Below are 23,868 nucleotides of genomic sequence, written 5' to 3'. Positions count from 1 at the left end.
CCGGCTTCGGCTCCGACGCCGCCCCCGCCCCCGACGACCGGACCGGCCCCGACAACCCGACCGCCCCCGATTCGACCGCCCCCGACAACCCGACCACCACCCCCAACGAGCCGACCACCCCCGACCATCCGACCGCCCCCGAAGAAGAGACCCGACCCGACGACCCGAACCGAGGAGACACCGGGTGAACGCACTCGTCCCGCTGCCGGTGCTGCTGCCGCTCTGCGCCACCGGCCTGAGCCTCGCCTTCGGCACCCGGCTCAAACAGTTCCAGCGCTTCATCAGCGTCGCCGTGCTCACCGCCGTACTGGGCCTCTCGGTCACCCTGATGATCGACGCGGACATCGAAGGGCCGCTCACCGTGCACCTGGGCGACTTCGCGCCGCCGCTCGGCATCACGCTGGTCGCGGACCGGCTCTCCGGGCTGATGCTGACGGTCTCCTCCGCCGTCACCCTCTGCGTCCTCGTCTACTCCCTCGGCCAGGGCATGGCCGACCGGGACGAGGAGACACCCGTGGCGGTCTTCCACCCCGCCTACCTGATCCTGGTCGCCGGGGTCTCCTGCACCTTCCTCGCCGGAGACCTGGTCAACCTCTACGTCGGCTTCGAGATCATGCTGGTCGCCAGCTTCGTGCTGCTCACACTCGGCGGCACCGGCCCCCGGGTCCGCGCGGGCTCCACCTACGTGATCATCTCGCTGTTCTCCTCGATGCTCTTCCTCACCGCCATCGCGATGACGTACGCGGCCACCGGAACCGCCAACTTCGCCCAGCTGGCCGGGCGCCTGACCGCACTCCCGCTGGGTGTCCAGACCCTGATCCAGGCGATGCTGCTGACCGTCTTCGCCATCAAGGCCGCCGTCTTCCCGCTCGCCGCCTGGCTCCCCGACTCCTACCCGACCGCGCCCGCCCCGGTCACCGCGGTCTTCGCCGGACTGCTCACCAAGGTCGGCGTCTACTGCATGCTGCGCACCGAGACCCTGCTCTTCCCCGGCAACCGGCTCGGAGACCTGCTGATGGCGGCGGCCCTCGCCTCGATGGCCGTCGGCATCCTGGGGGCCGTCGCCCAGACCGACCTCAAGCGGCTGCTCTCCTTCACCCTCATCAGCCACATCGGCTACATGATCTTCGGTATCGGCCTCGCCACCCGGCAGGCGTACGGCGGCGCGATCGTCTACGTCGTCCACCACATCACCGTGCAGACCACGCTGTTCCTGGTGGCGGGGCTGATCGAACGGCGCGGCGGCACCACCGAACTCACCCGGCTCGGCGGCATCGCCAAGGCCGCCCCGCTGCTCGCCGTCCTCTTCTTCGTACCCGCGATGAACCTGGCCGGGATCCCGCCGCTGTCCGGATTCATCGGCAAGCTCGGACTCATGCGTGCCGGTGTCGCCGACGGTGGTGTCTGGGCCTGGATCCTCGTCATCGGCTCCACGGCGACCAGCCTGCTCACGCTGTACGTGATGGCCAAGGTGTGGAACCTGGCGTTCTGGCGGGCCGCGCCCCCCGGGCAGGCACTGGACGGCACGGTCCTGGAGTCCGACGAGGAGGACGACAGCGACGCCGACGAGGGCCCGGACCGGATGCCCGGCACCGGCGACGAAGGGGTACGGATCCGCCACCAGCCGGCCGGGCGCGCCGTGGCGGCCACCCTGCACGGCCACGCCGTCACCACCACGACGAAGCTGCCGAGGCCGATGACCTGGGCCACCGCCGCGACGGTCGCGCTCGGACTCGCCTACACCGTGTTCGCCGGCCCGCTGACCTCGTACACCGACCGCTCGGCCGCCGAACTCCTCGCCCGCTCCCCCTACATCGAGGCGGTGCTCGGACGGTGAGACGACTGATCAGGTTCTCCTACCGGAACAAGGACCTGCCGCCGTTCAGCTGCGAGTTCCGCGGCCGCCGCCGACGCGTGCTCGACCTGCCGCTGATCGCCTGGCTCACCGTCATCTGGGTCCTGCTCTGGTCCAGCCTGCACTGGGCCAACGTGCTGACCGGAGTGGTGGTCGCGGTCGCGGTCTGCCTGGCGTTCCCGCTCCCGCAGGTCGACCTCGGGCTCCGACTGCACCCCTGGGGCATCCTGCGGCTGGCCGGCTTCCTGCTCTACGACATGTACACCTCCGGCGTGAAGGTCACCCGGCAGATCTTCGCCGACCGTCCGCACCGGGCAGCCGTGATCGCCGTACCACTGCGCTGCCGCTCGGACCTGATGCTCACGGCGACCGCCGTCGCGATGTCCAACGTGCCCGGCGGCTCCGTCGTCGAGGTGCGCCGCGCCACGGCCACCGTCTTCCTGCACGTCCTGGACGCGGACCGGCCCGCGGAACTGGACGCGGCCCGCCGCTCGGTATGGCGCATGGAGGAGCTGACGGTCCGGGCCTTCGGCACCCGCGACGAGATCGCCCGAGTCGCCGCTCCACCACCGACGGCGCCGCACACCGGTCAGCGGCCGGAAGACCGGGGGGAGGGCGCATGAGCGTTCCGGAGGCCGTGGACCGGGGGCTGCTCATCGCGGCCGTCGTCGTGATCGTCATCGCGGGTGCGGGTCTGCTGACCCGTATCTGGCGGGGCCCCTCCATGCTGGACCGGGCGATCTCACTGGACGTCTGCGCGGCCCTCATCATCGCCGGGCTCGGCGCCAAGTCGGCCTTCGCCCGGGACCCGTTCTACTTCCCGATCATGCTGGTGCTGGCCTTCCTCGGCTTCACCGGCTCGGTCGGCATCGCGCGCTTCATCGCCGCACGCGACCGGCCGCCGGGCCGAGCACACGCCGACGGTCCCGAGAAGCCGGACAAGGAGGCACCTTGAGCGTCTGGCTCCAGATCACCGACACGGCCGGCGCGGTCCTGGTCCTCCTCGGCGCGGCCATCTGCCTGCTGGGCGTGATCGGCATGCTGAAGCTGCCGGACGTCCTGTCCCGCAGCCACGCGGCGACCAAACCGCAGTCCCTCGGCATGCTGATCGTGCTGGCCGGGGTCGCGCTGCGGCTGCGCAGCGGCATGGACCTGGCGACCCTGGCGCTGATCGGCTTCTTCCAGCTGATGACCGGCCCGGTCGCCGCACACCTGGTCGCGCGCTCCGCGTACCGGACCGGCCAGGTCGACCACGGTGAGCTGCTCTTCGACGAACTGGACGAGCAACTGACGGAGGAGAGCTGACGGGGACAGCCGGGCGGGCCCCGTGTCCTCACGTCGGCACCCGGTTCAGGTGCCGGATTTGCTGTGGAGCGTGGGTGGGAGTCGTGAGGGTTCGCGCAAGGTTCCCGGGATCCGGTGACGGGGGCGGAAGGCTCGGAGGGTTCGTCCGGCGCTCCCGAACGGGTCCGTGGCGCCGGCCTATGCGATGGGAGACCGATCAACGATGCTCACTCCGCTACGCAGCAGAGTACGGACGGCCGCGCTCGCGCTCTCGGCCGTCGCCGCCCTCGCCTTCGGCACGACCGCCACGACCGGCGCGGCAGCGGCGCCCCTTCCCGCCCCGGCTCCCACGAAGCAGGGGCCGACCTCGGTGGCGTACGTCGAGGTGAACAACAACAGCATGCTCAATGTCGGCAAGTACACCCTCGCCGACGGCGGCAACGTCTTCGACGTCGCCGTGGTCTTCGCGGCGAACATCAACTACGACACGGGCACGAAGGCGGCGTATCTGCACTTCAACGAGAACGTGCAACGCGTCCTCGACAACGTTGCCACGGAGATACGGCCGTTGCAGGAGAAGGGCATCAAGGTCGTCCTCTCGGTGCTCGGCAACCACGAGGGCGCGGGCTTCGCGAACTTCCCGAACCAGCAAGCGGCTTCGGCGTTCGCGAAAGAACTCTCGGACACCGTGGCCGAGTACGGCCTCGACGGGATCGATTTCGACGACGAGTACGCCGACTACGGCAACAACGGCACCGGCCAGCCCAACGACAGCTCGTTCGTACAGCTGGTGACGGCGCTGCGCTCGAACATGCCGGACAAGATCATCAGCCTCTACAACATCGGCCCGGCCGCCTCGCGGCTCTCCTACGACGGTGTGGACGTCTCGTCGAAGTTCGACTACGCCTGGAACCCCTACTACGGCAGCTGGCAGGTCCCCGGCATCGCGCTGCCCAAGTCGAAGCTGTCCCCGGCGGCGGTCGAGATCGGCGGCACCTCGCAGAGCACGGTCACCGATCTCGCCCGCCGTACCGTCAGCGAGGGGTACGGCGTCTACCTGACGTACAACCTCGACGGCGCCGACCGCAGTGCCGACGTCTCCGCGTTCACCAGAGAGCTGTACGGCAGTGACGCCCTCTACACGCCGTAGGGCGGCCGAACGCCCGGGGATGTGAACCGCGGTCCGGGCGGGTGACGCCCGGCCGCGGCGCTCACCGGCGGCGCGGCCCCCCGTTCCGCGCCGCCGGCGTTCTCCCGGTCACCGGGCGCGTGCTCAGGGAGTGTTGTTGGCCAGTGCCAGCAGCCTCGCGCTGGTGCCGCTGAAGCGGTCGCGGTCCACGGCGCCGGAGATGCCGCCCACCGAGCCGGAGTCGGTGTACTGCCAGAACGTCCAGTACGGGAAGCCCGCCGGGATGGAAGGGCTGGAGGCGCTGGTCCAGTGGGCCACGAAGAGCGGGCTCTTGGCGGACATGCCGGTCCAGCTGCCGGTGCAGGTGTTCCACCAGCTCGCGCTGGTGTAGATGACGGCGTCCCGGCCGGTCTTCGCCTTGTAGGTGTTGTAGAAGTCGAGGATCCAGGTACGCATCGACGCGGTGGACTTGCTGTAGCAGCCGCCTTCGAGGTCGAGCATGCCGGGCAGCGTCAGGTTGTCCTTGGACCAGCCCCCGCCGTGGGCCACGAAGTAGTTGGCCTGCGCCGCGCCGGTGGAGAGGTTCGGCCGCGCGAAGTGGTACGCGCCCCGGATCACCTTGGCGTTGTAGGCGTTCGTGTAGTTGGCGTTGAAGGCGGTGTCCTGGTAAGTGGTCGACTCGGTGGCCTTGATGTAGGCGAACTGGATCCCGGCGGACTTCACCGACGCCCAGTTGATCGTTCCCTGGTAGTGCGAGACGTCGATCCCCGGCACCGTGGCGTTCAGCTGCGGGGAGGCTCCCTCGGCATCCAGCCGGAGGTGCCCGGTGTCCGGCTGGAAGGTCCTGCCGTCCTCGGTGTAGCCGACGCCCATATAGCCGTCACCGAGCGGGATGGTGCCGTCGGCGGGCGCCGGCCGGGCCGCGGCCGGGACCGCCGACATCATCGGGGCGAGGGCCAGGCCCATGGCGAGCGCGGCGGCCGCCACGAGTCTGTGACGGACGGAACGGGGAGTGCGGATTCGGGATAACAACGGGTGCCTCCTGGCGCGTCGAGGGGGATGGGACGGTGTCCAGAGGTGCCGCAAGCCGTGCGGGTCTACCCGCGTAGCCGGCGGTTCGTCGCATGTGCGCGTGGGGTGCGGTGGGGGAGGTACGGGGAGTGCGATGCACAGAGTGTTCTTGATGTGAACGTGTCATGAGTGACGCATGGGTGAGCCCGCGATGTAAAGGGGGTACGGGTTCCAGCTATGGTCCAGACCAGTGCGGAAGGGGCGGAGCTGCGGGAACGGCCCCCCGCCGGCCGGAAGTTTCCAGAAATGAAAACTGCCCCGGGCCCGAGGGCGCGTCCGCAGAGTCCCGTCGTACCCGCGCACACGAACCCGTTCGGCTTGCGCGGTCGTTGCGCAAGCCGAACGGTGCAGGAGTCACGCGGGCGCTCCGGACCGCGATGCGGATCTCGCAACAGGACTCCCGCGATCCGGTGCACACCGCGTCCGCGCCGGGAGGGACGTCCGGATCACCCGAGCGGGGGAAGCCGCCCGATGCGCCTGCACGGGCAGGAAGCCGCTGCCGGCCGGGACCGCCGTACCTCCGGCGGCCAATCCCTGACTGTCTCCTGACCGCTGCCTGTCCGTTCCCCGACGGCGGGGAGACGGAGTTCTGATGGAGCCCTGAACCGGGATGCCTTGTCCCGTCCCGGGCCGCACCGGATCCTGGGAAGACGGTACCCGCGGCGGGCGGAAGGGAACGGGACGCATGATGCTGACGACGACGGCACACCCTTCGCGGGAGGTCTCCGCATCCGCCGGCCTGTCCCCGGGGGTCCGCAGGGTCACCCTCGACGCGGCCGGGATCCCCCTGTCCGCACTGCTGAGCGAACCCGCAGAAGGACGCCCGCCACGCGCCACCGTCGTCGCCCTGCACGGCGGCGGGATGAGTGCCGGCTACTTCGACGGACAGGCGCATCCGGACGTCTCCCTACTCACCCTGGGGGCGCGCCTGGGCTGCGCCGTTCTGGCGCTCGACCGGCCCGGGTACGGCGCCTCGGCTCCGCACCTGCCCACCGGACAGGGTCTGATGGATCAGGCGGAGGCGGTCCGCGCGGCGCTCGCGGACGCGCGGGCCCGTCTGGTGTCCGGCCCGCTGTTCCTGCTCGCCCACTCCTTCGGCGGCAAGCTCGCTCTCGCCCTGGCCGCCGACGCCCCGCCCGGCTCCTTCCTCGGCCTGGACATCTCCGGCTGCGGTCACCGGCCGGCCGCCTCCGCGGCGCTCCTGGGCCACCGGGCACGGACCAGCCTGCGTCGGCTCAACTGGGGCCCCCTGCGGCTCTATCCGGACGGAACCTTCCGCGAGATCGGCGCAGTCGTCGCTCCCATGCCGGAGCGGGAGATCGAATCGGCGCAGGAGTGGGACACACTGGCCCCGCGTCTGCTGCCGCGCGTGCGGGTGCCGGTGCGCTTCACCTTCGCCGAGCACGAGGCCTGGTGGCGCCAGAGCGAAGCAGACCTCACCGACCTCGCCGAGCAGTTCTCGGCAGCCCCCCGCGTCCTCGTCGACCGGCTCACCGGGGCCGGGCACAACATCAGCCTCGGCTGCGCGGCCAGGGCGTACCACCTGCGTGCCCTGGCCTTCCTCGACGAGTGCCTCGCAGCGGGCCCGCGGTCCGCCGCACGGTGACCGCCGACGCCCGTGCCCACCCCTTCCGGGCCCTCGGGATCCACAACTTCCGGCAGTTCGCCGCGGGCCAGGTGGTCTCGGTCGCGGGCACCTGGATGATGGTCGTCGCCCAGGACTGGCTCGTCCTGGAACTGACCGGGGACTCGGCGACGGCCCTCGGCACCGTCACGGCTCTCCAGTTCACCCCGATGCTGCTCTTCACGCTCCACGGCGGAAGGCTGGCCGACCGGTACGACAAGCGGGTGCTGCTGCTGGCCGCCAACCTCGTGTCGGGCCTGCTCTCGATTCTCCTGGCGGTGCTCGTCCTCACCGGTACGGCCGGGCTGACGGACGTCCATGTCTTCGCGTTCTGCCTCGGCCTGGTCAACGCCGTCGAGGTCCCCACCCGGATGGCGTTCGTCGGCGAGCTGGTGCCTCCCCACCTGCTGCCCAACGCATCGGCCCTGAGCGCCGCCTACTTCAATGTCGCCCGTGTCGCGGGCCCCGCCGCGGCCGGCCTGCTCCTCACCCTCCTCGGGACCGGCTGGGTCATGCTCGTCAACGCCCTCAGCTATCTCGCGACCGTCATCGCGCTGCGCCGGATACGCCCCGCCGAGCTGCTTCGCACAGCCCGCGCCGCAGGCCGTACGCGCGTCGTCGACGGACTGCGGTACGTGCGCGGGCGCCCCGATCTGATGGTCCCGTTCGCCCTGGTCGCCGGAGTAGGCCTGTTCGGACTCAACTTCCAGCTCACGCTGCCACTGCTCGCCAAGACCGTCTTCCACGCCGACGCCTCGTCGTTCGGCCTGCTCACCACCGTCTTCGCCGCGGGCTCCCTGACCGCCGCGTTCTTCACCACGGCGCGCACCACACGGCCCTCCGCTCGTCTGGTCACCGTGTCGGCCCTCGTCTTCGGGGCGCTGGAGGCCGCCGTCGGCCGAGTGCCGGGCTACCCGGCCGTCGTGGTCCTTCTCTTCCTCACCGGTGGTGCCTCCCTCTACTTCGCCCAGGCCGCCAACCACCGCATCCAGCTCGGCTGCGCACCCCTTTACCGAGGCCGCACCCTCGCCCTGTACGCCCTCATCCTTCAGGGCTCCACCCCACTCGGCGCCCTGATGGTGGGGTACGTCGCCGAGGCGCACGGCGCTCGAAGCGCGTTCGTCGTGGGCGGGCTGGCCTCGCTCGGCACAGGCCTCGCCGCCCTCTGCCTGCGGGCGGGCCGCGCCGGACCCGCGCCCGCCGGGAAGACCCCGGGTGCCGTCGGACCCACCGCCGACGACGTGCGGACCGGGAACGCGCAGCCGTGAACGCCCCTCCGCATGTCCTGCTCAGGACCCTGTCACTGCCGGCACCGGGCGAGGCCTCCGCGCCCCTGGCCCACAGCTGCCTCGACGACGGGGAACGGGCCCGTGCCGCCGGCTTCGTCGGCACGCGGGCCCGCCTTCGCTATGTCACCGCCCATGTCGCGCTGCGCCACGTCCTCGCCGAGTACACCGGCACGGAACCGGCGCTGCTGCGGTTCGGGCGCGAGCGGATCAGCGGCCACATGGAGGGACGCCCGCGCGGCCGGCCGGTCCTGCTGGGCCTCCCGGCCGGGCCGCACTTCTCCCTCTCGCACAGTCATGACCTGATCATGATCGCCGTCGCCGACGTGCCCGTCGGCCTCGATGTGCAGCGCGTGCCACCGCCCGGCACTGTCGACGCGCTGCTGCCCCGGCTGCACCCGGACGAGAGCGAGGGACTCCTGGGTGTCCCCCCGGCCGGGCGCACCGTCGCCTTCACCCGGCTGTGGACGCGCAAGGAGGCCTACCTCAAGGGTCTCGGTACCGGGCTCACGCGGGGGACGGCCACCGACTGCCTCCTGGAAGGGGCGCGGACGCCACCGCCGGCCGGCTGGTACGTACGCGACGTCCCCGTACCTTCCGGGTACGCGGCGGCGACCTCCGCCCGGCACCCGGTATCCCCGAAGCCGTGAAGGACCCCTACGCCTCGGCAGCCGTACCCGCACGGCGCGAACCGGCCACCGAGGCGAGCAGTTCGCTGGTGTACGGATGGGCGGGCTCCGCGAACACCCGCGCCACCGTGCCGGACTCGACGAGCCGGCCGCCCCGCATCACCCCGACGCGGTGGGCGATGTCCCGCACCACGGCAAGGTCGTGCGAGATGAACAGGCAGCTCAGCCCCGACTCGTCCTGGAGCTCGGCGAGCAGATCCAGGATGCGCGCCTGCACCGACACGTCGAGCGCCGACACCGGTTCGTCGCACACCACCAGATCGGGGCGCAGCGCCAGCGCCCGGGCGATCGCCACCCGCTGCCGCTGCCCGCCCGACAGCTCGCGCGGGCGCCGCCGCAGTGCGCCGGCCGGGAGCCGCACCCGGTCCAGGAGAGCGACCGCCTCCTGGGTACGCCAGGCCCGGCTGCCCACCCGGTGGGCGCGCAGCGGCTCCGTGACGATGTCCCCCACCGTCAGGCGCGGGTCGAGAGAGGCGTAGGGGCTCTGATGGACGATCTGCATGCGGCGCCGCAGCCGGCGCAGCGCCTCCCCGCGCAAACGGGTGATGTCCTCGCCGTCGAAGTGGACCGTGCCGGACGTCGGATCGGCGAGGCGGACCAGCAGCCGGGCGGTGGTCGACTTTCCCGATCCCGACTCCCCGACCAGGGCGAAGGTCTCCCCGCGCCCGATCCTCAGGTCCACGTCGTCGACGGCACGGACGGGCGCCGCCCCGCGACCGGCCCCGGCGAACTCCTTCACGAGCCCCCGGGCCACGACCAGATCCCGGTCCGGTCCGGCGGACCGGACCGGCGGGGTCCTCTGCCGTACCGACGTCAGGCTCGGCGCGGACCTCAACAGCTCGCGGGTGACCGAGTGCCCGGGGGCGCCCAGCACCTCCTCGACGGGCCCGGACTCGACGATCTCGCCGTCCGACATCACCGCCACACGCTGCGCCCGGTCGGCGGCGACACCCAGATCGTGGGTGATGAGCAGGACCGCCGTCCCGGTCCGGGCGACGAGTTCGTCCAGGTGGTCGAGGAGAGCCCGCTGCACGGTGACGTCGAGCGCGCTGGTCGGCTCGTCGGCGATCAGCAGCCTGGGCCGGGCGGCGAGAGCGATCGCGATGAGTACCCGTTGCCGCATCCCGCCGGAGAGTTCGTGCGGGTACTGCCGGGCCCGCAGCTCCGGTTGCGGCAGGCCCGCCTCGGCGAGGAGCTCGACAGCCCGCTGCGCCGCCCGCCGCCTGCTGTCCACCAGCTTGTGGATCAGGAGGACTTCACCGACCTGCGGGCCGATGCGGCGGACGGGGTTCAGCGACACCATGGGGTCCTGCGGGATGAACCCGATGTCCCGGCCGCGGTGCCGGCGCATCGCCGCTTCCCCGGCCGTGGCGAGATCGGTCGCGCCGAAGCCGATCCGGCCCGCCGTGAGCGCCGCGCCGGGCGGCAACAGGCCCACGACGGCATGGGCCGTCGTGGACTTGCCCGATCCCGAAGCACCCACCAGCGCGAGGACTTCGCCGGGTGCGACGGCCAGGCTCACTCCGCGCACCGCGTCCACCCTGCCGGTTCCCGAGCGGTAGGAGATCCGCAGGTCCTCGATGCCGAGCAGGACGGGGGGTGGCGCCCCGGCCGCCCCTGCTCCTTCGGACTCGGGCGCGGACCGGCCCGCCGGCCGGGCGACCGGCCCGCCCGGGGGTGTCGTCGGCTTCTTCATCAGGTGCTCTCCTTCGCCTCGCCGTCGAGGGCGCGCGCGATGCGATTGGCGGCCAGGACCGTCGCCGCCAGGGCCAGACCGGGCAAGGTGGTCAGCCACCAGGCGGTGGCGAGGTAGTCGCGGCCACCGGCGACCAGCGACCCCCACTCCGGGGCCGGCGGGCGCGCCCCGTAGCCGAGGAACGACAACGAGGACACCTGGAGCACGACTGCGCCGAAGTCCACCGCCGCGTACACCAGGACGGGCCCGGCCGCGTTCGGCAGCACGTGTCGCAGCAGCACGCCGTACCACCGTGTGCCACTGGCGCGGGCGGCCTCCACGTACGTGGTGCGGGCGACCCGCAGGACCTCGGCCCGCATGATCCGGGCGAACATGGCCACGCTCGTCACCCCGACGGCCACGGCGACCTCGATCGTCCCGAAGCCGAGTGCGGTCACCAGCGCGAGCGACAGCAGCAGTCCGGGCACGGCGAGCAGCACGTCGGTGAGCCGCATCAGCACGCCGTCGACCCACCCGCCGGCCGCGCCGGAGACCAGACCGGTCAGTGACCCCGTCACCAGGCCCACGAGCACGGCGAGAGCGGCCGCCCGCAGGGTGAGGGAGCTGCCGTGCACCAGCCGGGTGAACAGATCGCGGCCGAGCTGGTCGGTGCCCAGGAGGTGCTCCGCGTCCGGCGGCCGCAGCCGGTCCTCGGGAACTCCGGTCAGCGGATCGCCTCCCGCCAGCGCGGCAGGGTGCAGCGCGGCGAGGAGGACCAGGGCGATGAACAGGACGGACAGGACGAGACCGGGCCGGGCGAGCCAGAACCGGACGGTCCGGCGCAGCCACGCCCTCCGCTCCGGGGCCCGTCCGGCCAGGGACGTGCCGAGCGCGGTCACGGGTTCACCGCCGTCGGGCCCGTTGCCGTGATCCGCGGGTCGAGCACCGGGTGCAGCAGGTCCACGGCCAGGTTCGCCAGGACGAACGCGCACGCCCCGAACACCACGAGCCCCTGGACGACGGGAATGTCCTGCGACGTCACGGCGGTCGCCGTCAGCCGGCCGATACCCGGGCGGGCGAAGACGGTCTCCACCACCACGGACCCCGCCAGCACATGGCCGACCAGGACCCCGGCGACGGTCAGCGGTGCGAGGGCGGCGTTGCGGGCCGCGTGGGAGAGGTGGACCCGGAGCCGGCTCGCCCCCTTGGCGGCCGCCGTCTCGATGTACGGCTCGGCGAGTGCGGTGCGCAGGCTCTTCGCGAAGACCTGGGCGACCAGGGCGGCCGCCGGCAGCGAGAGGGTCACCGCGGGCAGCACCAGCGAGGCGAGGCCCTCGTCTCCGAAGGCCGGCACCAGGCCCCAGCGGAAGGAGACGAGCTGGATGAGCACGAGGCCGACCCAGAAGGTGGGTGCGGCCACCCCCGCCGATGGCAGCGAGAGCAGCAACTGCCGCAGCCACCGTCGGCGGGTGTACGTGCCGGACAGGGCGACCAGGGCTCCCAGGGGCAGGGCCAGGGCGAGCGTGGCCGTCGTGAGCTCCAGCGTCGCCGGCCACGCGTCCGCGATCATCCGCGAGACGGGCTCGCCGCTGTGGACGGAGGCTCCGAAGTCCCCGCGAACGGCGTGGCCGAGCCCCGTCGCGTACTGCTCGGCCACCGGCCGGTCGAGTCCGTACCGCTCGCGCAGCGAGGCGAGTTGCTCCGGGGCGACGGAGGTGCTGTCGCCACCACCGGCCGCCATGATGGTCACGGGGTCGCCGGGCAGCAGGTAGAGCACCCCGAACGACAGGGTGTACGCGGCCCAGAGAACGAACACGGCCTGCGCGAGGCGGCGTACGGCATAAGCGGCCATGTTCAGGACAGCCACGCGTCGTGGAACTGCGGGTAGGACGTCGAGTCCAGCGTCAGGCCGTGCACCTTCTTGCTGAGGCCGTACACACTCGCCATCTCGAACACCGGGATCTGATAACCCTGTTCGAGCACGCGGCGCTGAGCGGCGGCGACCAGCGCGGCCCGCTTGCCCGGGTCGCTCGCGGCTGCCTGTGCGTCCAGTGTCCGCTCCAGTTCCGCGTCGGTGATCCGGCCGAGGTTGAGCAGCTTGCCGGAGAACGCGGTGCGCAGGACGTCCGGGTCGTTGCGGGTGCCGTTGCCCCAGGCGAGGTCGTAGTCACCCGCGCCGCGCGCCTGCTGGTAGTCGGGCAGCGAGAGCAGCGTCAGGTCGAGGCCGATGCCGCTCTTGCGCAGCTGTTGCTGGATCAGCTCCAGCACGGTCTGGTTGGGACCGAAGTTGGCACCCAGGATGACCTTCAGCCTGAGCTTCTTCCCGCCCTTCACCCGGATCCCGTCCGGGCCGGGCAGCCAGCCTGCGGCGTCGAGCGTGCTCCTGGCCTGCGCGGGATCGTGCGCGAGCAGCTTCGAGTTGTCGGCGTACCCGCCGGTGGAGCTGGACAGGGCGCTGGTCGCGGGGGGATAGCTGGGACTGAGCACGGTCCGCACGACTTCGTCGCGGTCCACGGCCGTCAGGAGCGCTCGGCGCACGGCCGGGTCCTTGGTGAGCGGCCGCGCGGTGTTGGCGCTCAGCGCGACGGGCACTCCCGGGTTGGGCCGGTCGAGCACGGTGAACCGCTGGGACGGCAGGGTGGTCTGGTCCTGCGGAGCGACTCCGCCGATGGCGTCGACCTGACCCGAGGTCAGGCTCCCGCTGCGCACGCCTGCCTCGGGGACGACCTTGAAGGTGAGCTTGTCCAGATAGGCGGAAGACCCGGGGCGCTTCCAGAGCGGAGAACCCCAGGTGTAGCCGGCGCGCCGGGTCAGTTCCACCGAGGTGTTCGGCGTGTAGCGGTCCAGGGTGAACGGCCCGGACCCGATCAGTTCGGCGGTGCAGCGCCGGTCGGCGGGAAGCCTCAGGCTCGCCGGGGAGAGAAGGCCCAGTGTGGCCGTCGAAGTCGCCTGCAGGAATTGGGCGTTGGGGCCCTTGAACGTGACCTTGGCCGTGTCCAGGTCGACCACCTCGGTGCTGCGGTAGCCCTGGAGGAACCCGGCGCCCAGCATCGACTTGGCGCCCAGGGCCGCGACCGCGTCCAGATTGGCCTTGACCGCCTTGGCGTCGAGCGGTGTGCCGTCGGCGAAGGTGACGCCCTCGCGCAGGGTGAACGTGTACTGCGAGGCGTCCGGCGAGACCTCCCACGACCGCGCGATCCACGGCACGATCTGCCCTGTCTTCGGGTCCTGGTCGGTGAGCGAGTCGACGTAGGTACGGGCGGCGTAGAGGGCGTCGGTGGTCGTGGCCTGGTGCGGATCCATGCAACCGGGATCCGAGGACAGTGCGAACCGGAGGTGGCCGCCGGACCGCGGCGCGGTTCCTGCCTCGGCGGAGGACCCGGATGCTCCGGAGCAGGCGCTCGCGGTGAGCGACAGGACGAGCGCGGCGGTGACGGCGGCCAACGGGGATCTCGCGGAGAGGCGCGAGGGCGCGGGGCGTGTGGACATGAGGGAACGTCTCCGGATGTACGAGAGCGGAAGAGGGGTGTACCGGACCGGCCCCGCACAGGTGGCGGGGCGGCAGGGGGCCGACCGTGCCCACGGGCGGAGCCGGCGTGCCGGCCCGGCGCAGGGCGGCGGACCGGCTCATTGCGCGGCTGTCCCGGGCACGCCGGTGACGGACGGCTGTCCGTGGAAAACGGTTGGCAGGGGCGTCAGTGAGCCGGACAGAGGGTGCCGGCGATGCGCTGCAGATCGATGTGGCGACGGGTTGTCAGCGGTACGCGCTCAGACACGGCCCATCCTGAAGCCGACACCGCGGACGGTGATGATCCAGTCGGGCGAGCCGAGCTTCGCCCGGACGGCGCTCACATGCGTGTCGATCGTCCGGCTCGTCCGGGTGCCGGGAATATGACGTCCCGGGAACCCCCACACACCGGCCATCAACGAGGCTCGGGAGTGGACGGTGTGCGGCTCCGAGGCGAGCCGGTGCAGCAGGTCGAACTCCTTGAGGGTGAGATCGACGAGCCGGCCGTTGAGCCGCACCTCGCGGGTCTCCGGGTCGATGCACAGCGAACCGTGCGCGATCGCCGTCGCCCGCGCACTGCGCGCGGGTTCCGGGCGGGAGCGGCGGAGCACCGCGTCGATCCGGGCGAGCAGTTCGCGAAATCCGTACGGCTTCGCCATGCAGTCGTCGCAGCCCGCCTGCAGGCACAGAATCCGGTCGAGTTTCATACCGGCATCCGTGAACGCGATGACGGGAATATCGCTCTTCGCCCGGACGGTTCGGCAGACTTCGAGTCCGTCGATGTCCGGAAGGAGGAGATCGATCAGAAAGAGATCGAATTTCTCGTGCCTTTCCAGGGCGTCGGTGCCCGTCGTGCAGACCTCCACGTCATGCCCGTGAAGTTTCAGTTGGGTGCTCAATCTGTTTCCGTTCGACCTGTCGGAATCAACGACCAGGACGCGCATCGGTTTCCCCCGTTCCAAGGCGCAGGCGCGGCACCCGAAGTGACGGCCCCAGGCTAGGCACGGGCCCGCGCAACTGACTGTGAGCGGTGTCACAGCAGCGATCCGATTCGGGGTTCCTGTGCCTTCCGGGCAACGGATTTGTACTTTCCCTGACATTCCCCTGTGAGTGGCCGGGCAGTCGGACATGGCACGCAAGCGGTCCGGATCCGTGAACGTCAGGGATTCGCCCCACCGGCTTGACGATCGCCTGACAGCTCCTTGCGCAGGACCTTGAATTTCTGCCTTGAAAACGAAGAATGCGGCGGCCGAAGATATTTCACGTCAGCAGGAATCGAACGGACCCCCAGTCGGGAGACTCCATGGATGCGTCGGTCATCATCGTCGGAGCGGGACCGGCCGGGCTCGTACTCGCCGGTGAACTACGTCTGGCCGGAATAGACGTCATCGTCGTCGAACGCCTTTCCCGGCGCACCGGCGAATCACGCGGACTGGGTTTCACCATTCGTACGACGGAAAGCCTCGACCAGCGCGGCCTGCTGGCACGCTTCGGGGAGGTGGAGACCAGTACGCAGGGCCACTTCGGCGGCATCCCGCTCGATCTGGCCGTCCTCGGCGCGGGTCACCCCGCTGCCCGGGGCGTGCCGCAGTCCGTGACGGAGACGGTTCTGGAGGGCTGGGCGCGTGAACTGGGCGCCGAAATCCGGCGCGGACAGGAGTTCCTGTCGCTCCAGGACACGGGCGCGAGCGTCATCGCCCGCATCAGCGACGGCGACCGGGAAACCACCCTCACCGCGCGCTACCTCGTCGCTGCGGACGGCGGACGCAGCACGGTCCGCAAGGCCGCAGGCTTCGACTTCCCCGGCACCGAGGCCACCACGGAACTGCTCCTCGCCGACATCCGGGGCGTGGACGTGAATCCCAGGGCGACCGGACAGAGCCTCGCGGGCGGCATGGTCATGGCCGCACCGCTCGGCGACGGCCTGCACCGCGTCATCGTCGGCGAACGAGGCGCCCTGCCCGGCCGGCGCACCGGGCCGCCCTCCTTCGACGAGGTCGCCGACGTGTGGAAACGCCTCACCGGCAACGACATCTCGGGCGCAGAGGCGGTGTGGGTATCAGCCTTCACCGACGCCACCCGGCAGGCCTCCGAGTACCGCCGGGGCCGCGTCCTGCTCACCGGCGACGCCGCCCACATCCATCTGCCGGCCGGCGGACAGGGCATGAACACCTCCATCCAGGACTCGTTCAACCTCGGCTGGAAACTCGCCGCCGTCCTGCACGGCACGGCGCCCGCCACCCTGCTCGACACCTACCACTCCGAACGCCACCGGGTGGGGCGGCACCTGCTCGCCAACACCCGCGCCCAGAGCCTGCTCATCCTCGGCGGCGACGACGTGCAACCGCTGCGCGACGTCCTGGCCGAACTCCTCCCGTACGAAGAGGTGGCCCGCCACCTCGCCGCCAAGGTCAGCGGGACCGACATCCGGTACGACACCGGCACGGGCACCCACCCGCTGCTCGGTGCCCGCCTGCCCCACCTGGAGCTGACCGCCGGAGCCACCCGCACCAGCTCCACCGCCCTGCTGCGCCCCGGCCGCGGCGTCCTGCTCGACCTCACCGACAACTCCTGGCTGCGCCGCCGGGCCGCCCGCTGGCGGGACCGGATCGACGTGGTCACCGCGGCCCCGCACGGCCCCGCCCCCGAAGACCTCACCCGCACCACCGCGGTCCTGGTGCGCCCCGACGGCTATGTCGCCTGGGCGGCCCCCGGCAGCCACCACGATCTGCCCAGTGCGCTGGACCGCTGGTTCGGACCCGCCTGACCCCCCGACCGCACTCAGAGAGGCCACCATGCACAGCAACCTCATCGTTGCCCGGATGGAACTCGGCAGCGCCGACGAAGTCGCCCGCCTCTTCGGCGAGTTCGACACCACCGACATGCCCCACCGGATGGGCACCCGCCGCCGCCAGCTGTTCGCGTACCGCGGGCTGTACTTCCACCTTCAGGACTTCGACGGCGAGGACGGCGGCGAGCGCATAGAGGCCGCGAAGTCGGACAGCCGGTTCATCGGTATCAGCGACGACCTCAAGCCGCACATCGCGGCCTACGACCCCGCCACCTGGCGGTCACCGTCCGACGCCCTCGCCCGGCGTTTCTACCACTGGAGCGCCAAGTGACCGCCGCACCGCCCGGACCGGCACGCCGCGTCGTCATCACCGGCGTGGGGGTCACCGCCCCCGGCGCCCTCGGCACCAAGGACTTCTGGCAGCTGATCTCCGACGGCCGCACCGCGACGCGCCGGATCTCCCTCTTCGACCCCTCGCCCTTCCGTTCCCAGATCGCTGCGGAAGTCGACTTCGACCCCGAACTCGCGGGCCTCGGCCCGCAGGAGGTCAGGCGCATGGACCGGGCGGCCCAGTTCGCCGTGGTCACCGCCCGCGAGGCCGTCCACGACAGCGGCCTCGACCTCACGGCCCTCGACCCGGTGCGCACCGGAGTCACCATCGGCAGCGCCGTCGGTGCCACCACCGGCCTCGACCAGGAGTACCGCACCGTCAGCGACGGCGGCAGGCTCGACCTGGTCGATCACCGCTACGCCGTTCCGCACCTCTACAACTTCCTGGTCCCCAGCTCCTTCGCCACGGAGGTCGCCTGGGCCGTCGGCGCCGAGGGCCCCGGCACTGTCGTCTCCACCGGCTGCACCTCCGGACTGGACGCCGTCGGGCACGCCGCCGGAGTCATCAGGGACGGACTCGCCGACGTGATGGTGGCCGGCGCCACCGACGCCCCGATCTCCCCGATCACGGTGGCCTGCTTCGACGCCATCAAGGCCACCACCCCCCGCAACGACGATCCCGAACACGCCTCCCGCCCGTTCGACTCCAGCCGCAACGGATTCGTCCTCGGCGAGGGCGCCGCCGTCTTCGTCCTGGAGGAGCTCGACAGCGCCCGCCGGCGGGGAGCCCACATCTATGCCGAGATCGCCGGATACGCCACCCGGTCCAATGCCTTCCACATGACCGGACTGCGGCCCGACGGAAAGGAGATGGCCGAGGCGATCCGGGTGGCCCTGGACGAGGCGAGGCTCGACGCCGAGGACATCGACTACGTCAACGCCCATGGCTCCGGCACGAAGCAGAACGACCGCCACGAGACCGCGGCGTTCAAGCGGAGCCTCGGCGACCACGCCTACCGGACCCCGGTCTCCTCGATCAAGTCGATGGTCGGCCACTCGCTCGGCGCCATCGGGTCCATCGAGGTCGCCGCGTCCGTCCTGGCGATGGAGCACCACGTCGTCCCACCCACGGCCAACCTCCACCATCCCGACCCCGAGTGCGACCTCGACTACGTGCCGCTGACCGCCCGCGAACGGCACACCGACGCGGTGCTGTCCGTCGGCAGCGGCTTCGGCGGGTTCCAGAGCGCCGTCGTCCTCGCCCGACCCGATCGGAGCACCCGATGAGCGCGGAGACGGTGGTCACCGGGATCGGCGTCGCCGCCCCCAACGGCCTCGGCCTGGAGACGTACTGGCAGGCCACGCTGGCCGGGCGGCGGGCCATCGCCCCGCTGACCCGCTTCGACCCGACGCCCTACCCCTCCCGGCTGGCCGGCGAGATCGCCGGCTTCGAGGCCCGCGAACTGCTGCCGGGCCGGCTCCTGCCGCAGACCGACCGGATGACGCGGCTGTCGCTCGTCGGTGCCGACTGGGCCCTCGCCGACGCGGACGTCAGCCCCGGGGAACTGCCCGACTACGACGTCGGCGTGATCACCGCAAGTCACTCCGGCGGCTTCGAGTTCGGCCAGAACGAGCTCAAGGCGCTGTGGAGCAAGGGCGGCCCCTACGTGTCCGCGTACCAGTCCTTCGCCTGGTTCTACGCGGTCAACAGCGGACAGATCTCCATCCGCACCGGGGCCCGGGGGCCGAGCAGCGTCGTCGTGAGTGACCAGGCAGGTGGCCTCGACGCCCTCGCCCAGGCGCGACGCCAGGTCCAAAGGGGCACCCCCGTCGTCATCGGCGGCGCCATCGACGCCTCCCTGTGCTCCTGGGGATGGGTGGCGCAGATCGCCGGAGGCCGGCTCACCACGTCCCAGGACCCCGAGCGCGCCTACCTCCCCTTCGACACCGACGCCTCCGGGCACGTACCGGGGGAGGGCGGCGCCCTCCTCGTCGTCGAGGACGCCGAGCACGCCCGCCGCCGCGAGGCCCCCCGCGTGTACGGCGCGATCGCCGGCCACGCCTCCACGATGGACCCGCGGCCGGGCAGCGGGCGCGCCCCCGGACTCCAGCGGGCGATCGAGCTGGCCCTGGCCGACGCCGGGAGCGAACCGGGCGACGTCGATGTCGTGTTCGCCGACGCCGCCGCCGTTCCCGAACTCGACCGCGCGGAGGCCGAGGCGCTGACCAAGGTCTTCGGACCGCGCGGTGTGCCGGTCACCGCGCCCAAGACCATGACCGGGCGCCTGTACTCCGGCGCGGCGCCGCTCGACGTCGCCGCCGCCCTGCTGTCCCTGCGGGACGGCGTCATCCCGCCGACGATCGGCTCCACGCTCGCCGAGACCTACGAGATCGACCTCGTCGGTGCCCGGCCCCGCCCCGCCGCACTGCGCACCGCGCTGGTCCTCGCCCGCGGACAGGGCGGCTTCAACTCCGCCCTCGTCGTGCGCGCCCCCGGCGACCGGGCGTGACGCCTCCGCGACCCGGAGACCGCTCACGCTCCCCGGCCGCCACCGTCAGCCGGCGCCCACCACCGTCCGCAACGCATCCTCGCCACGAAGGGTCCCGCCATGTCCTCGCCCGACACCCACACCGCCTTCGCCCTCGACGATCTGCGCCGCATCCTCCGGGAGGCCGCCGGAGCCGAGGAGGGGGTCGATCTTGACGCCGACATCCTCGACACCACGTTCGACGCCCTCGGCTACGAGTCGCTCGCCCTGCTGGAGACGGGCGGCCGGATCGAGCGCGAGTACGGCATCGCCCTCGACGACGACACCCTGACCGACGCCGAAACGCCCCGGGCGCTGATCGACGTGGTCAACACCCAGCTGACCAACGCCCGCACCGCCTGAGGAGTCCGCATGTCCCAGCACACCGGCCCCGTCGCCCTCGTCACCGGTGCCACCAGCGGTATCGGCCTCGCCGTCGCCCGGCTGCTCGCCGGCCAGGGGCACAGGGTCTTCGTCGGAGCCCGCAGCCACGACAACGTCACCGCCACCGTCAAGGAGCTGCGGGCGGAGGGACTCGACGTCGACGGAACCACTCTGGACGTCCGGTCCGCCGACGACGTCCGTGCCTTCGTCCGGGCCGCGGTGGACCGCTACGGCACGGTCGACGTCCTCGTCAACAACGCAGGCCGCAGCGGGGGAGGCGTGACCGCCGACATCGCCGACGACCTGTGGGACGACGTCATCGACACCAATCTCAACAGCGTCTTCCGCGTCACCCGGGAGGTACTGAACGCCGGGGGCCTGCGCGCCAAGGAACGGGGCCGGATCATCAACATCGCCTCCACCGCGGGTAAACAGGGCGTCGTCCTGGGCGCCCCCTACTCGGCCTCCAAGCACGGCGTGGTCGGCTTCACCAAGGCGCTCGGCAACGAACTGGCCCCCACCGGAATCACCGTCAACGCCGTCTGCCCCGGCTATGTGGAGACACCGATGGCCCAGCGCGTGCGCGAGGGCTACGCGGCCGCCTACGCGACCACAGAGGAAGCGGTCCTGGAGAAGTTCACGGCCAAGATCCCGCTGGGGCGCTACTCCACACCCGAGGAGGTCGCCGGTCTCGTCGGATACCTCGCGTCCGACACCGCCGCCTCCATCACCGCGCAGGCCCTGAACGTCTGCGGCGGCCTCGGAAACTTCTGACGAGACATCAAAGAGCCATACTGAAAGGAGACTTCATCATGACAACCCGCGAGGTCGAGCACGAGATCACCGTCCGGGCCGCTGCCTCGGACGTCTACCGCCTGCTCGCCGAGGTCGAGAACTGGCCCCGCCTCTTCCCGCCCTCCGTGCACGTCGAACAGCTGGAGGCCGACGGGGACCAGGAGCGCATCAGGATCTGGGCCACGGCCAACGGCGAGGCCAAGAGCTGGACCTCCATCCGCATCCTGGACCCGGAGAAGCTGCGGATCCGCTTCTGGCAGGAGATACCCGCCCACCCCGTCGCCGAGATGACCGGAACCTGGATCATCGAGCCCTTCGCCGAGGAGGAGACCCGGGTCCGCCTCCTCCACGAGTACCGGGCCGTCGACGACGATCCGGAGAAGCTGATCTGGATCGACGAGGCGGTCGACCGCAACAGCCGGGCCGAGCTGCCCGCTCTCCGGCAGAACCTCGAACTCGGCTCCCAGGACGCCGAACTGTTCCTCTCGTTCGAGGACTCCGTACGCATCGACGGCTCCGCCAAGGACGTGTACGACTTCCTCAACGAGGCCACGCACTGGTCCGAGCGGCTTCCGCACGTCGCCGGCGTCCGGCTCACCGAGGACACCCCCGGCCTGCAGATCCTGCGCCTGGACACCCGCACGCAGGACGGATCGACGCACACCACCGAATCCGTCCGGGTCTGCTTCCCGCACCGCAGGATCGCCTACAAGCAGACCACTCTGCCCGGACTGCTCACCCTGCACACCGGCTACTGGCAGATCGACGAGGACGCCGACGGCGTGACCACCGCCACCTCCCAGCACACCGTCGTCCTGGACGCGGAGAAGATCACCGCGATCCTCGGAGCCGGCGCCGGGGCCCCCGAGGCCCGCGCCTACATCCGCGACGCCCTCGGCGGCAACAGCCGCGCCACCCTGGGCCACGCCAGGCAGTACGCGGAAGCCCGGCGTTGACCGGGCCGGAGCCCGGGACCCCCGCGTCCGACGTGATCATCGTCGGGGCGGGACCCGTCGGGCTGCTCCTCGCCGGCGAACTGCGCCTCGGCGGAGCACGGGTGACCGTGCTGGAGCAACTCGTCGAACCCACCACGGAATCCCGGGCGTCCACCCTGCACGCCCGCACCCTGGAGATCCTTGAGGACCGCGGCGTACTGCGCCGTCTGGGCGCCCTGCCCGACGGGGGTCCCGGCCACTTCGGAGGGCTCCGTCTCGACCTCGCCGAGGCGGAGCCCGGCCACCCGTACGCCGGACAGTGGAAGTGCCCCCAGGCCCGGCTCGAAGCCGTCCTGACCCAGTGGGCCACCGGCCTCGGGGCCCGGATCCGGCGCGGGCACCGCGTCACCGGTCTCACACCCCGCCCCTACCGGGTGGACGTCGAGCACACCGCGACCGACGGCACCGGGCACCACTCCGCGGCCGCCTTCGTCGTCGGCTGCGACGGCGAACGCAGCACGGTGCGGCACCTAGGAGGCTTCGAGTTCGCCGGCGAGGACGGAACGCTGGAGATGCTGCGCGCCGACGTGGCCGGCCTCGACGTACCCGACCGGCGGTTCGAGCGGCACCCGCACGGACTGGCCACCGCACACCGCTGGCCCGATGGTTCCACCCGGGTGATGGTGCATCTCTTCGGCACACCGCCCGGCCGGCGCGCCGGACCGCCCTCGTTCACGGAGGTGGCTGCCACCTGGGCGAAGGTCACCGGCGAGGACATCGCCCACGGCACACCGCTGTGGCTGAACGCGCTCGACAACACCAGCCGGCAGGCCACGGCCTACCGGCGCGGGCGGGTCCTGCTCGCCGGGGACGCCGCCCACGTACAGATGCCGGTCGGCGGCCAGGCACTCAACCTGGGCCTCCAGGACGCCGCCGCCCTCGGACCCCGGCTCGCCGCCCGCGTCACCGGCCGCTCCGACGACGCCGAACTCGACGCCTACCAGCGCGAACGCCACCCGGCAACGGTCCGCGCCCTCAACGGAATCCGGGCCCAGGCACGGCTGCTGCTCGGCGGCCCCGAAGTGGACGGCGTGCGTGACACCTTCGCCGGACTCCTGCGGCTGGGCACCGTCCGCCGCCATCTCGCCCGGACCGTCACCGGACTCGACACCCCTCCACCACCCACATCCTCAGGGAGCTGACCATGAGTAACAGGCTCGAAGGCAGGACCGCACTCGTCACCGGGTCCAGCCGGGGCATCGGCCGCGCCATCGCGATCAGGCTCGCCCGCGAGGGCGCCCTCGTCGCCATCCACTACGCGAACGACGAGAAGTCCGCCGACGCGACGCTGGAAACCATCGAGCAGGAGGGCGGCCGCGGCTTCACCGTGCGCGCCGAACTGGGCGTCCCGGGCGACGTCCATGAACTCTTCCTCGGCCTGGAACGCGGGCTGAAGGAGCGGACCGGCGAGACCACCCTCGACATCCTCGTCAACAACGCGGGCGAGACCACCCAGGACGGCGTCGCCCCCGAGGACGTCACCCCCGAGCAGTTCGACCGCTTCTTCGCCGTCAACGCCAGGGCCCCCTACTTCCTGATCCAGCGGGCCCTGCCGTCCGTCCCCGAGGGAGGCAGGATCATCAACATCTCCTCCGGACTGACCCGGGTCGCCAACCCCGGCCAGGTGGCGTACGCCATGACCAAGGGCGCCATCGAACAGCTCACGCTGCACCTGGCCCGGCAGCTCGCCCCCCGCGGCATCACGATCAACAGCGTCGCGCCGGGGATCACCGACAACGGGAGCCCCGTCTTCGGCATCCCCGAAGCGGTGGCGGAGATGGCCAAGCTGTCCGCCTTCCAGCGCGTGGGGGAGGCGGGGGACGTCGCCGACGTCGTCACCTTCCTCGCCACCGACGAAGCGCGCTGGATCACCGGTTCCTTCGTCGACGCCACCGGCGGCACCCTCCTCGGCTGAGTGCCTCCG

The 23,868-nt window shown here is 71.6% G+C and carries 24 protein-coding genes; 17 read left to right on the top strand and 7 right to left on the bottom strand.

Annotated elements, in window-relative coordinates:
• Positions 1-184: 184 nt before the first annotated feature.
• From ACZ601_RS37735 to ACZ601_RS37715, 5 genes are all read left to right on the top strand, one after another.
• The gene (locus ACZ601_RS37735) at positions 185-1,837 is read left to right on the top strand and encodes a Na+/H+ antiporter subunit D (RefSeq protein WP_440578065.1); all 1,653 of its coding nucleotides are present in this window, start codon (positions 185-187) and stop codon (positions 1,835-1,837) included.
• Positions 1,834-2,478 carry a Na+/H+ antiporter subunit E gene (locus tag ACZ601_RS37730; protein WP_440578066.1) on the top strand — a complete coding sequence of 215 codons (645 nt, stop codon included), beginning with the start codon at positions 1,834-1,836 and terminating at the stop codon, positions 2,476-2,478. Before ACZ601_RS37735 ends, ACZ601_RS37730 begins: the two co-directional genes overlap by 4 nt.
• On the top strand, positions 2,475-2,810 hold the full coding sequence (locus ACZ601_RS37725) for an MrpF/PhaF family protein (protein ID WP_440578067.1): 336 nt from the start codon (positions 2,475-2,477) through the stop codon (positions 2,808-2,810). Before ACZ601_RS37730 ends, ACZ601_RS37725 begins: the two co-directional genes overlap by 4 nt.
• Complete coding sequence (gene mnhG, locus ACZ601_RS37720) at positions 2,807-3,160, top strand: monovalent cation/H(+) antiporter subunit G (RefSeq protein WP_073734802.1); 354 nt, start codon at positions 2,807-2,809, stop codon at positions 3,158-3,160. Before ACZ601_RS37725 ends, mnhG begins: the two co-directional genes overlap by 4 nt.
• A 202-nt stretch (positions 3,161-3,362) precedes the next feature.
• Positions 3,363-4,289, top strand: a complete 927-nt coding sequence (locus ACZ601_RS37715) for an endo-beta-N-acetylglucosaminidase H (protein ID WP_469546403.1) — start codon at positions 3,363-3,365, stop codon at positions 4,287-4,289.
• A 123-nt stretch (positions 4,290-4,412) separates the two neighbouring features.
• On the opposite strand, the gene ACZ601_RS37710 is transcribed toward ACZ601_RS37715, so the two are convergent.
• Positions 4,413-5,234 (bottom strand): GH25 family lysozyme, encoded by an 822-nt coding sequence (locus tag ACZ601_RS37710; RefSeq protein WP_440578072.1) that lies wholly within the window; start codon positions 5,232-5,234, stop codon positions 4,413-4,415.
• Between the two features lie 790 nt (positions 5,235-6,024).
• Between ACZ601_RS37710 and ACZ601_RS37705 the strand changes: the two genes are divergently transcribed.
• Genes ACZ601_RS37705 through ACZ601_RS37695 form a run of 3 tightly spaced genes read left to right on the top strand, consistent with a single transcriptional unit; the run spans position 6,025 to position 8,899 of the window.
• Complete coding sequence (locus ACZ601_RS37705; RefSeq protein ID WP_469546400.1) at positions 6,025-6,945, top strand: alpha/beta hydrolase; 921 nt, start codon at positions 6,025-6,027, stop codon at positions 6,943-6,945.
• Positions 6,909-8,231 carry an MFS transporter gene (locus ACZ601_RS37700; RefSeq protein WP_469546398.1) on the top strand — a complete coding sequence of 441 codons (1,323 nt, stop codon included), beginning with the start codon at positions 6,909-6,911 and terminating at the stop codon, positions 8,229-8,231. The genes ACZ601_RS37705 and ACZ601_RS37700 overlap by 37 nt, the downstream gene beginning before the upstream one ends.
• Positions 8,228-8,899, top strand: a complete 672-nt coding sequence (locus ACZ601_RS37695; RefSeq protein WP_469546396.1) for a 4'-phosphopantetheinyl transferase family protein — start codon at positions 8,228-8,230, stop codon at positions 8,897-8,899. The genes ACZ601_RS37700 and ACZ601_RS37695 overlap by 4 nt, the downstream gene beginning before the upstream one ends.
• 7 nt (positions 8,900-8,906) lie before the next feature.
• On the opposite strand, the gene ACZ601_RS37690 is transcribed toward ACZ601_RS37695, so the two are convergent.
• The 6 genes from ACZ601_RS37690 to ACZ601_RS37665 all read right to left on the bottom strand — a co-directional run bounded on the left by ACZ601_RS37690 (position 8,907) and on the right by ACZ601_RS37665 (position 15,065).
• Positions 8,907-10,634: a dipeptide ABC transporter ATP-binding protein gene (locus ACZ601_RS37690; RefSeq protein ID WP_469546394.1), complete on the bottom strand. Its 1,728-nt coding sequence runs from the start codon at positions 10,632-10,634 to the stop codon at positions 8,907-8,909.
• The gene (locus ACZ601_RS37685; protein ID WP_469546392.1) at positions 10,634-11,512 is read right to left on the bottom strand and encodes an ABC transporter permease; all 879 of its coding nucleotides are present in this window, start codon (positions 11,510-11,512) and stop codon (positions 10,634-10,636) included. Before ACZ601_RS37685 ends, ACZ601_RS37690 begins: the two co-directional genes overlap by 1 nt.
• Positions 11,509-12,465 carry an ABC transporter permease gene (locus ACZ601_RS37680; RefSeq protein WP_469546509.1) on the bottom strand — a complete coding sequence of 319 codons (957 nt, stop codon included), beginning with the start codon at positions 12,463-12,465 and terminating at the stop codon, positions 11,509-11,511. Before ACZ601_RS37680 ends, ACZ601_RS37685 begins: the two co-directional genes overlap by 4 nt.
• Before the next feature lie 2 nt (positions 12,466-12,467).
• Positions 12,468-14,102, bottom strand: coding sequence for an ABC transporter substrate-binding protein (locus ACZ601_RS37675; RefSeq protein ID WP_469546390.1), 1,635 nt, complete (start codon positions 14,100-14,102; stop codon positions 12,468-12,470).
• A gap of 206 nt (positions 14,103-14,308) precedes the next feature.
• The gene (locus ACZ601_RS37670; protein ID WP_469546506.1) at positions 14,309-14,389 is read right to left on the bottom strand and encodes a putative leader peptide; all 81 of its coding nucleotides are present in this window, start codon (positions 14,387-14,389) and stop codon (positions 14,309-14,311) included.
• A complete protein-coding gene (locus tag ACZ601_RS37665; RefSeq protein ID WP_440575996.1) occupies positions 14,382-15,065 on the bottom strand; it encodes a response regulator transcription factor in 684 nt (227 codons plus the stop codon). The genes ACZ601_RS37670 and ACZ601_RS37665 overlap by 8 nt, the downstream gene beginning before the upstream one ends.
• A gap of 359 nt (positions 15,066-15,424) precedes the next feature.
• Between ACZ601_RS37665 and ACZ601_RS37660 the strand changes: the two genes are divergently transcribed.
• The 9 genes from ACZ601_RS37660 to ACZ601_RS37620 all read left to right on the top strand — a co-directional run bounded on the left by ACZ601_RS37660 (position 15,425) and on the right by ACZ601_RS37620 (position 23,859).
• Positions 15,425-16,888 (top strand): FAD-dependent monooxygenase, encoded by a 1,464-nt coding sequence (locus ACZ601_RS37660; RefSeq protein ID WP_469546387.1) that lies wholly within the window; start codon positions 15,425-15,427, stop codon positions 16,886-16,888.
• Positions 16,889-16,916: 28 nt separating this feature from the next.
• Entirely contained in the window at positions 16,917-17,243 is a 327-nt protein-coding gene (locus ACZ601_RS37655) for a TcmI family type II polyketide cyclase (protein WP_440575998.1), read from the top strand.
• A complete protein-coding gene (locus tag ACZ601_RS37650) occupies positions 17,240-18,529 on the top strand; it encodes a beta-ketoacyl-[acyl-carrier-protein] synthase family protein (RefSeq protein WP_440575999.1) in 1,290 nt (429 codons plus the stop codon). Before ACZ601_RS37655 ends, ACZ601_RS37650 begins: the two co-directional genes overlap by 4 nt.
• The gene (locus tag ACZ601_RS37645) at positions 18,526-19,752 is read left to right on the top strand and encodes a ketosynthase chain-length factor (RefSeq protein WP_469546385.1); all 1,227 of its coding nucleotides are present in this window, start codon (positions 18,526-18,528) and stop codon (positions 19,750-19,752) included. Before ACZ601_RS37650 ends, ACZ601_RS37645 begins: the two co-directional genes overlap by 4 nt.
• A gap of 99 nt (positions 19,753-19,851) precedes the next feature.
• Positions 19,852-20,133 (top strand): acyl carrier protein, encoded by a 282-nt coding sequence (locus tag ACZ601_RS37640; protein WP_440576001.1) that lies wholly within the window; start codon positions 19,852-19,854, stop codon positions 20,131-20,133.
• 9 nt (positions 20,134-20,142) lie between these two features.
• Entirely contained in the window at positions 20,143-20,928 is a 786-nt protein-coding gene (gene fabG / locus ACZ601_RS37635) for a 3-oxoacyl-ACP reductase FabG (protein WP_469546381.1), read from the top strand.
• A 38-nt stretch (positions 20,929-20,966) separates the two neighbouring features.
• Positions 20,967-21,905: an aromatase/cyclase gene (locus ACZ601_RS37630; protein ID WP_469546379.1), complete on the top strand. Its 939-nt coding sequence runs from the start codon at positions 20,967-20,969 to the stop codon at positions 21,903-21,905.
• On the top strand, positions 21,902-23,086 hold the full coding sequence (locus tag ACZ601_RS37625) for an FAD-dependent monooxygenase (RefSeq protein WP_440576004.1): 1,185 nt from the start codon (positions 21,902-21,904) through the stop codon (positions 23,084-23,086). The genes ACZ601_RS37630 and ACZ601_RS37625 overlap by 4 nt, the downstream gene beginning before the upstream one ends.
• Positions 23,087-23,088: 2 nt before the next feature.
• Positions 23,089-23,859 carry an SDR family NAD(P)-dependent oxidoreductase gene (locus ACZ601_RS37620; RefSeq protein WP_469546376.1) on the top strand — a complete coding sequence of 257 codons (771 nt, stop codon included), beginning with the start codon at positions 23,089-23,091 and terminating at the stop codon, positions 23,857-23,859.
• The last annotated feature ends 9 nt before the right edge of the window (positions 23,860-23,868 follow it).

This window comes from Streptomyces sp. NPDC104307 (assembly GCF_055584045.1).
This window is presented reverse-complemented; position numbering and strand designations above follow the sequence as displayed.

What these genes read in the sequence shown, in the direction of transcription:
- ACZ601_RS37725 (WP_440578067.1), top strand. Translation starts at nt 2,475, where the DNA reads ATGAGCGTTCCGGAGGCCGTGGACCGGGGGCTGCTCATCGCGGCCGTC.
- ACZ601_RS37690 (WP_469546394.1), bottom strand. Translation starts at nt 10,634, where the DNA reads ATGAAGAAGCCGACGACACCCCCGGGCGGGCCGGTCGCCCGGCCGGCG.
- ACZ601_RS37655 (WP_440575998.1), top strand. Translation starts at nt 16,917, where the DNA reads ATGCACAGCAACCTCATCGTTGCCCGGATGGAACTCGGCAGCGCCGAC.
- ACZ601_RS37630 (WP_469546379.1), top strand. Translation starts at nt 20,967, where the DNA reads ATGACAACCCGCGAGGTCGAGCACGAGATCACCGTCCGGGCCGCTGCC.
- fabG (WP_469546381.1), top strand. Translation starts at nt 20,143, where the DNA reads ATGTCCCAGCACACCGGCCCCGTCGCCCTCGTCACCGGTGCCACCAGC.
- ACZ601_RS37665 (WP_440575996.1), bottom strand. Translation starts at nt 15,065, where the DNA reads ATGCGCGTCCTGGTCGTTGATTCCGACAGGTCGAACGGAAACAGATTG.
- ACZ601_RS37710 (WP_440578072.1), bottom strand. Translation starts at nt 5,234, where the DNA reads ATGGGCCTGGCCCTCGCCCCGATGATGTCGGCGGTCCCGGCCGCGGCC.
- ACZ601_RS37680 (WP_469546509.1), bottom strand. Translation starts at nt 12,465, where the DNA reads ATGGCCGCTTATGCCGTACGCCGCCTCGCGCAGGCCGTGTTCGTTCTC.
- ACZ601_RS37640 (WP_440576001.1), top strand. Translation starts at nt 19,852, where the DNA reads ATGTCCTCGCCCGACACCCACACCGCCTTCGCCCTCGACGATCTGCGC.
- ACZ601_RS37675 (WP_469546390.1), bottom strand. Translation starts at nt 14,102, where the DNA reads ATGTCCACACGCCCCGCGCCCTCGCGCCTCTCCGCGAGATCCCCGTTG.
- ACZ601_RS37660 (WP_469546387.1), top strand. Translation starts at nt 15,425, where the DNA reads ATGGATGCGTCGGTCATCATCGTCGGAGCGGGACCGGCCGGGCTCGTA.
- ACZ601_RS37620 (WP_469546376.1), top strand. Translation starts at nt 23,089, where the DNA reads ATGAGTAACAGGCTCGAAGGCAGGACCGCACTCGTCACCGGGTCCAGC.
- ACZ601_RS37715 (WP_469546403.1), top strand. Translation starts at nt 3,363, where the DNA reads ATGCTCACTCCGCTACGCAGCAGAGTACGGACGGCCGCGCTCGCGCTC.
- ACZ601_RS37705 (WP_469546400.1), top strand. Translation starts at nt 6,025, where the DNA reads ATGATGCTGACGACGACGGCACACCCTTCGCGGGAGGTCTCCGCATCC.
- ACZ601_RS37645 (WP_469546385.1), top strand. Translation starts at nt 18,526, where the DNA reads ATGAGCGCGGAGACGGTGGTCACCGGGATCGGCGTCGCCGCCCCCAAC.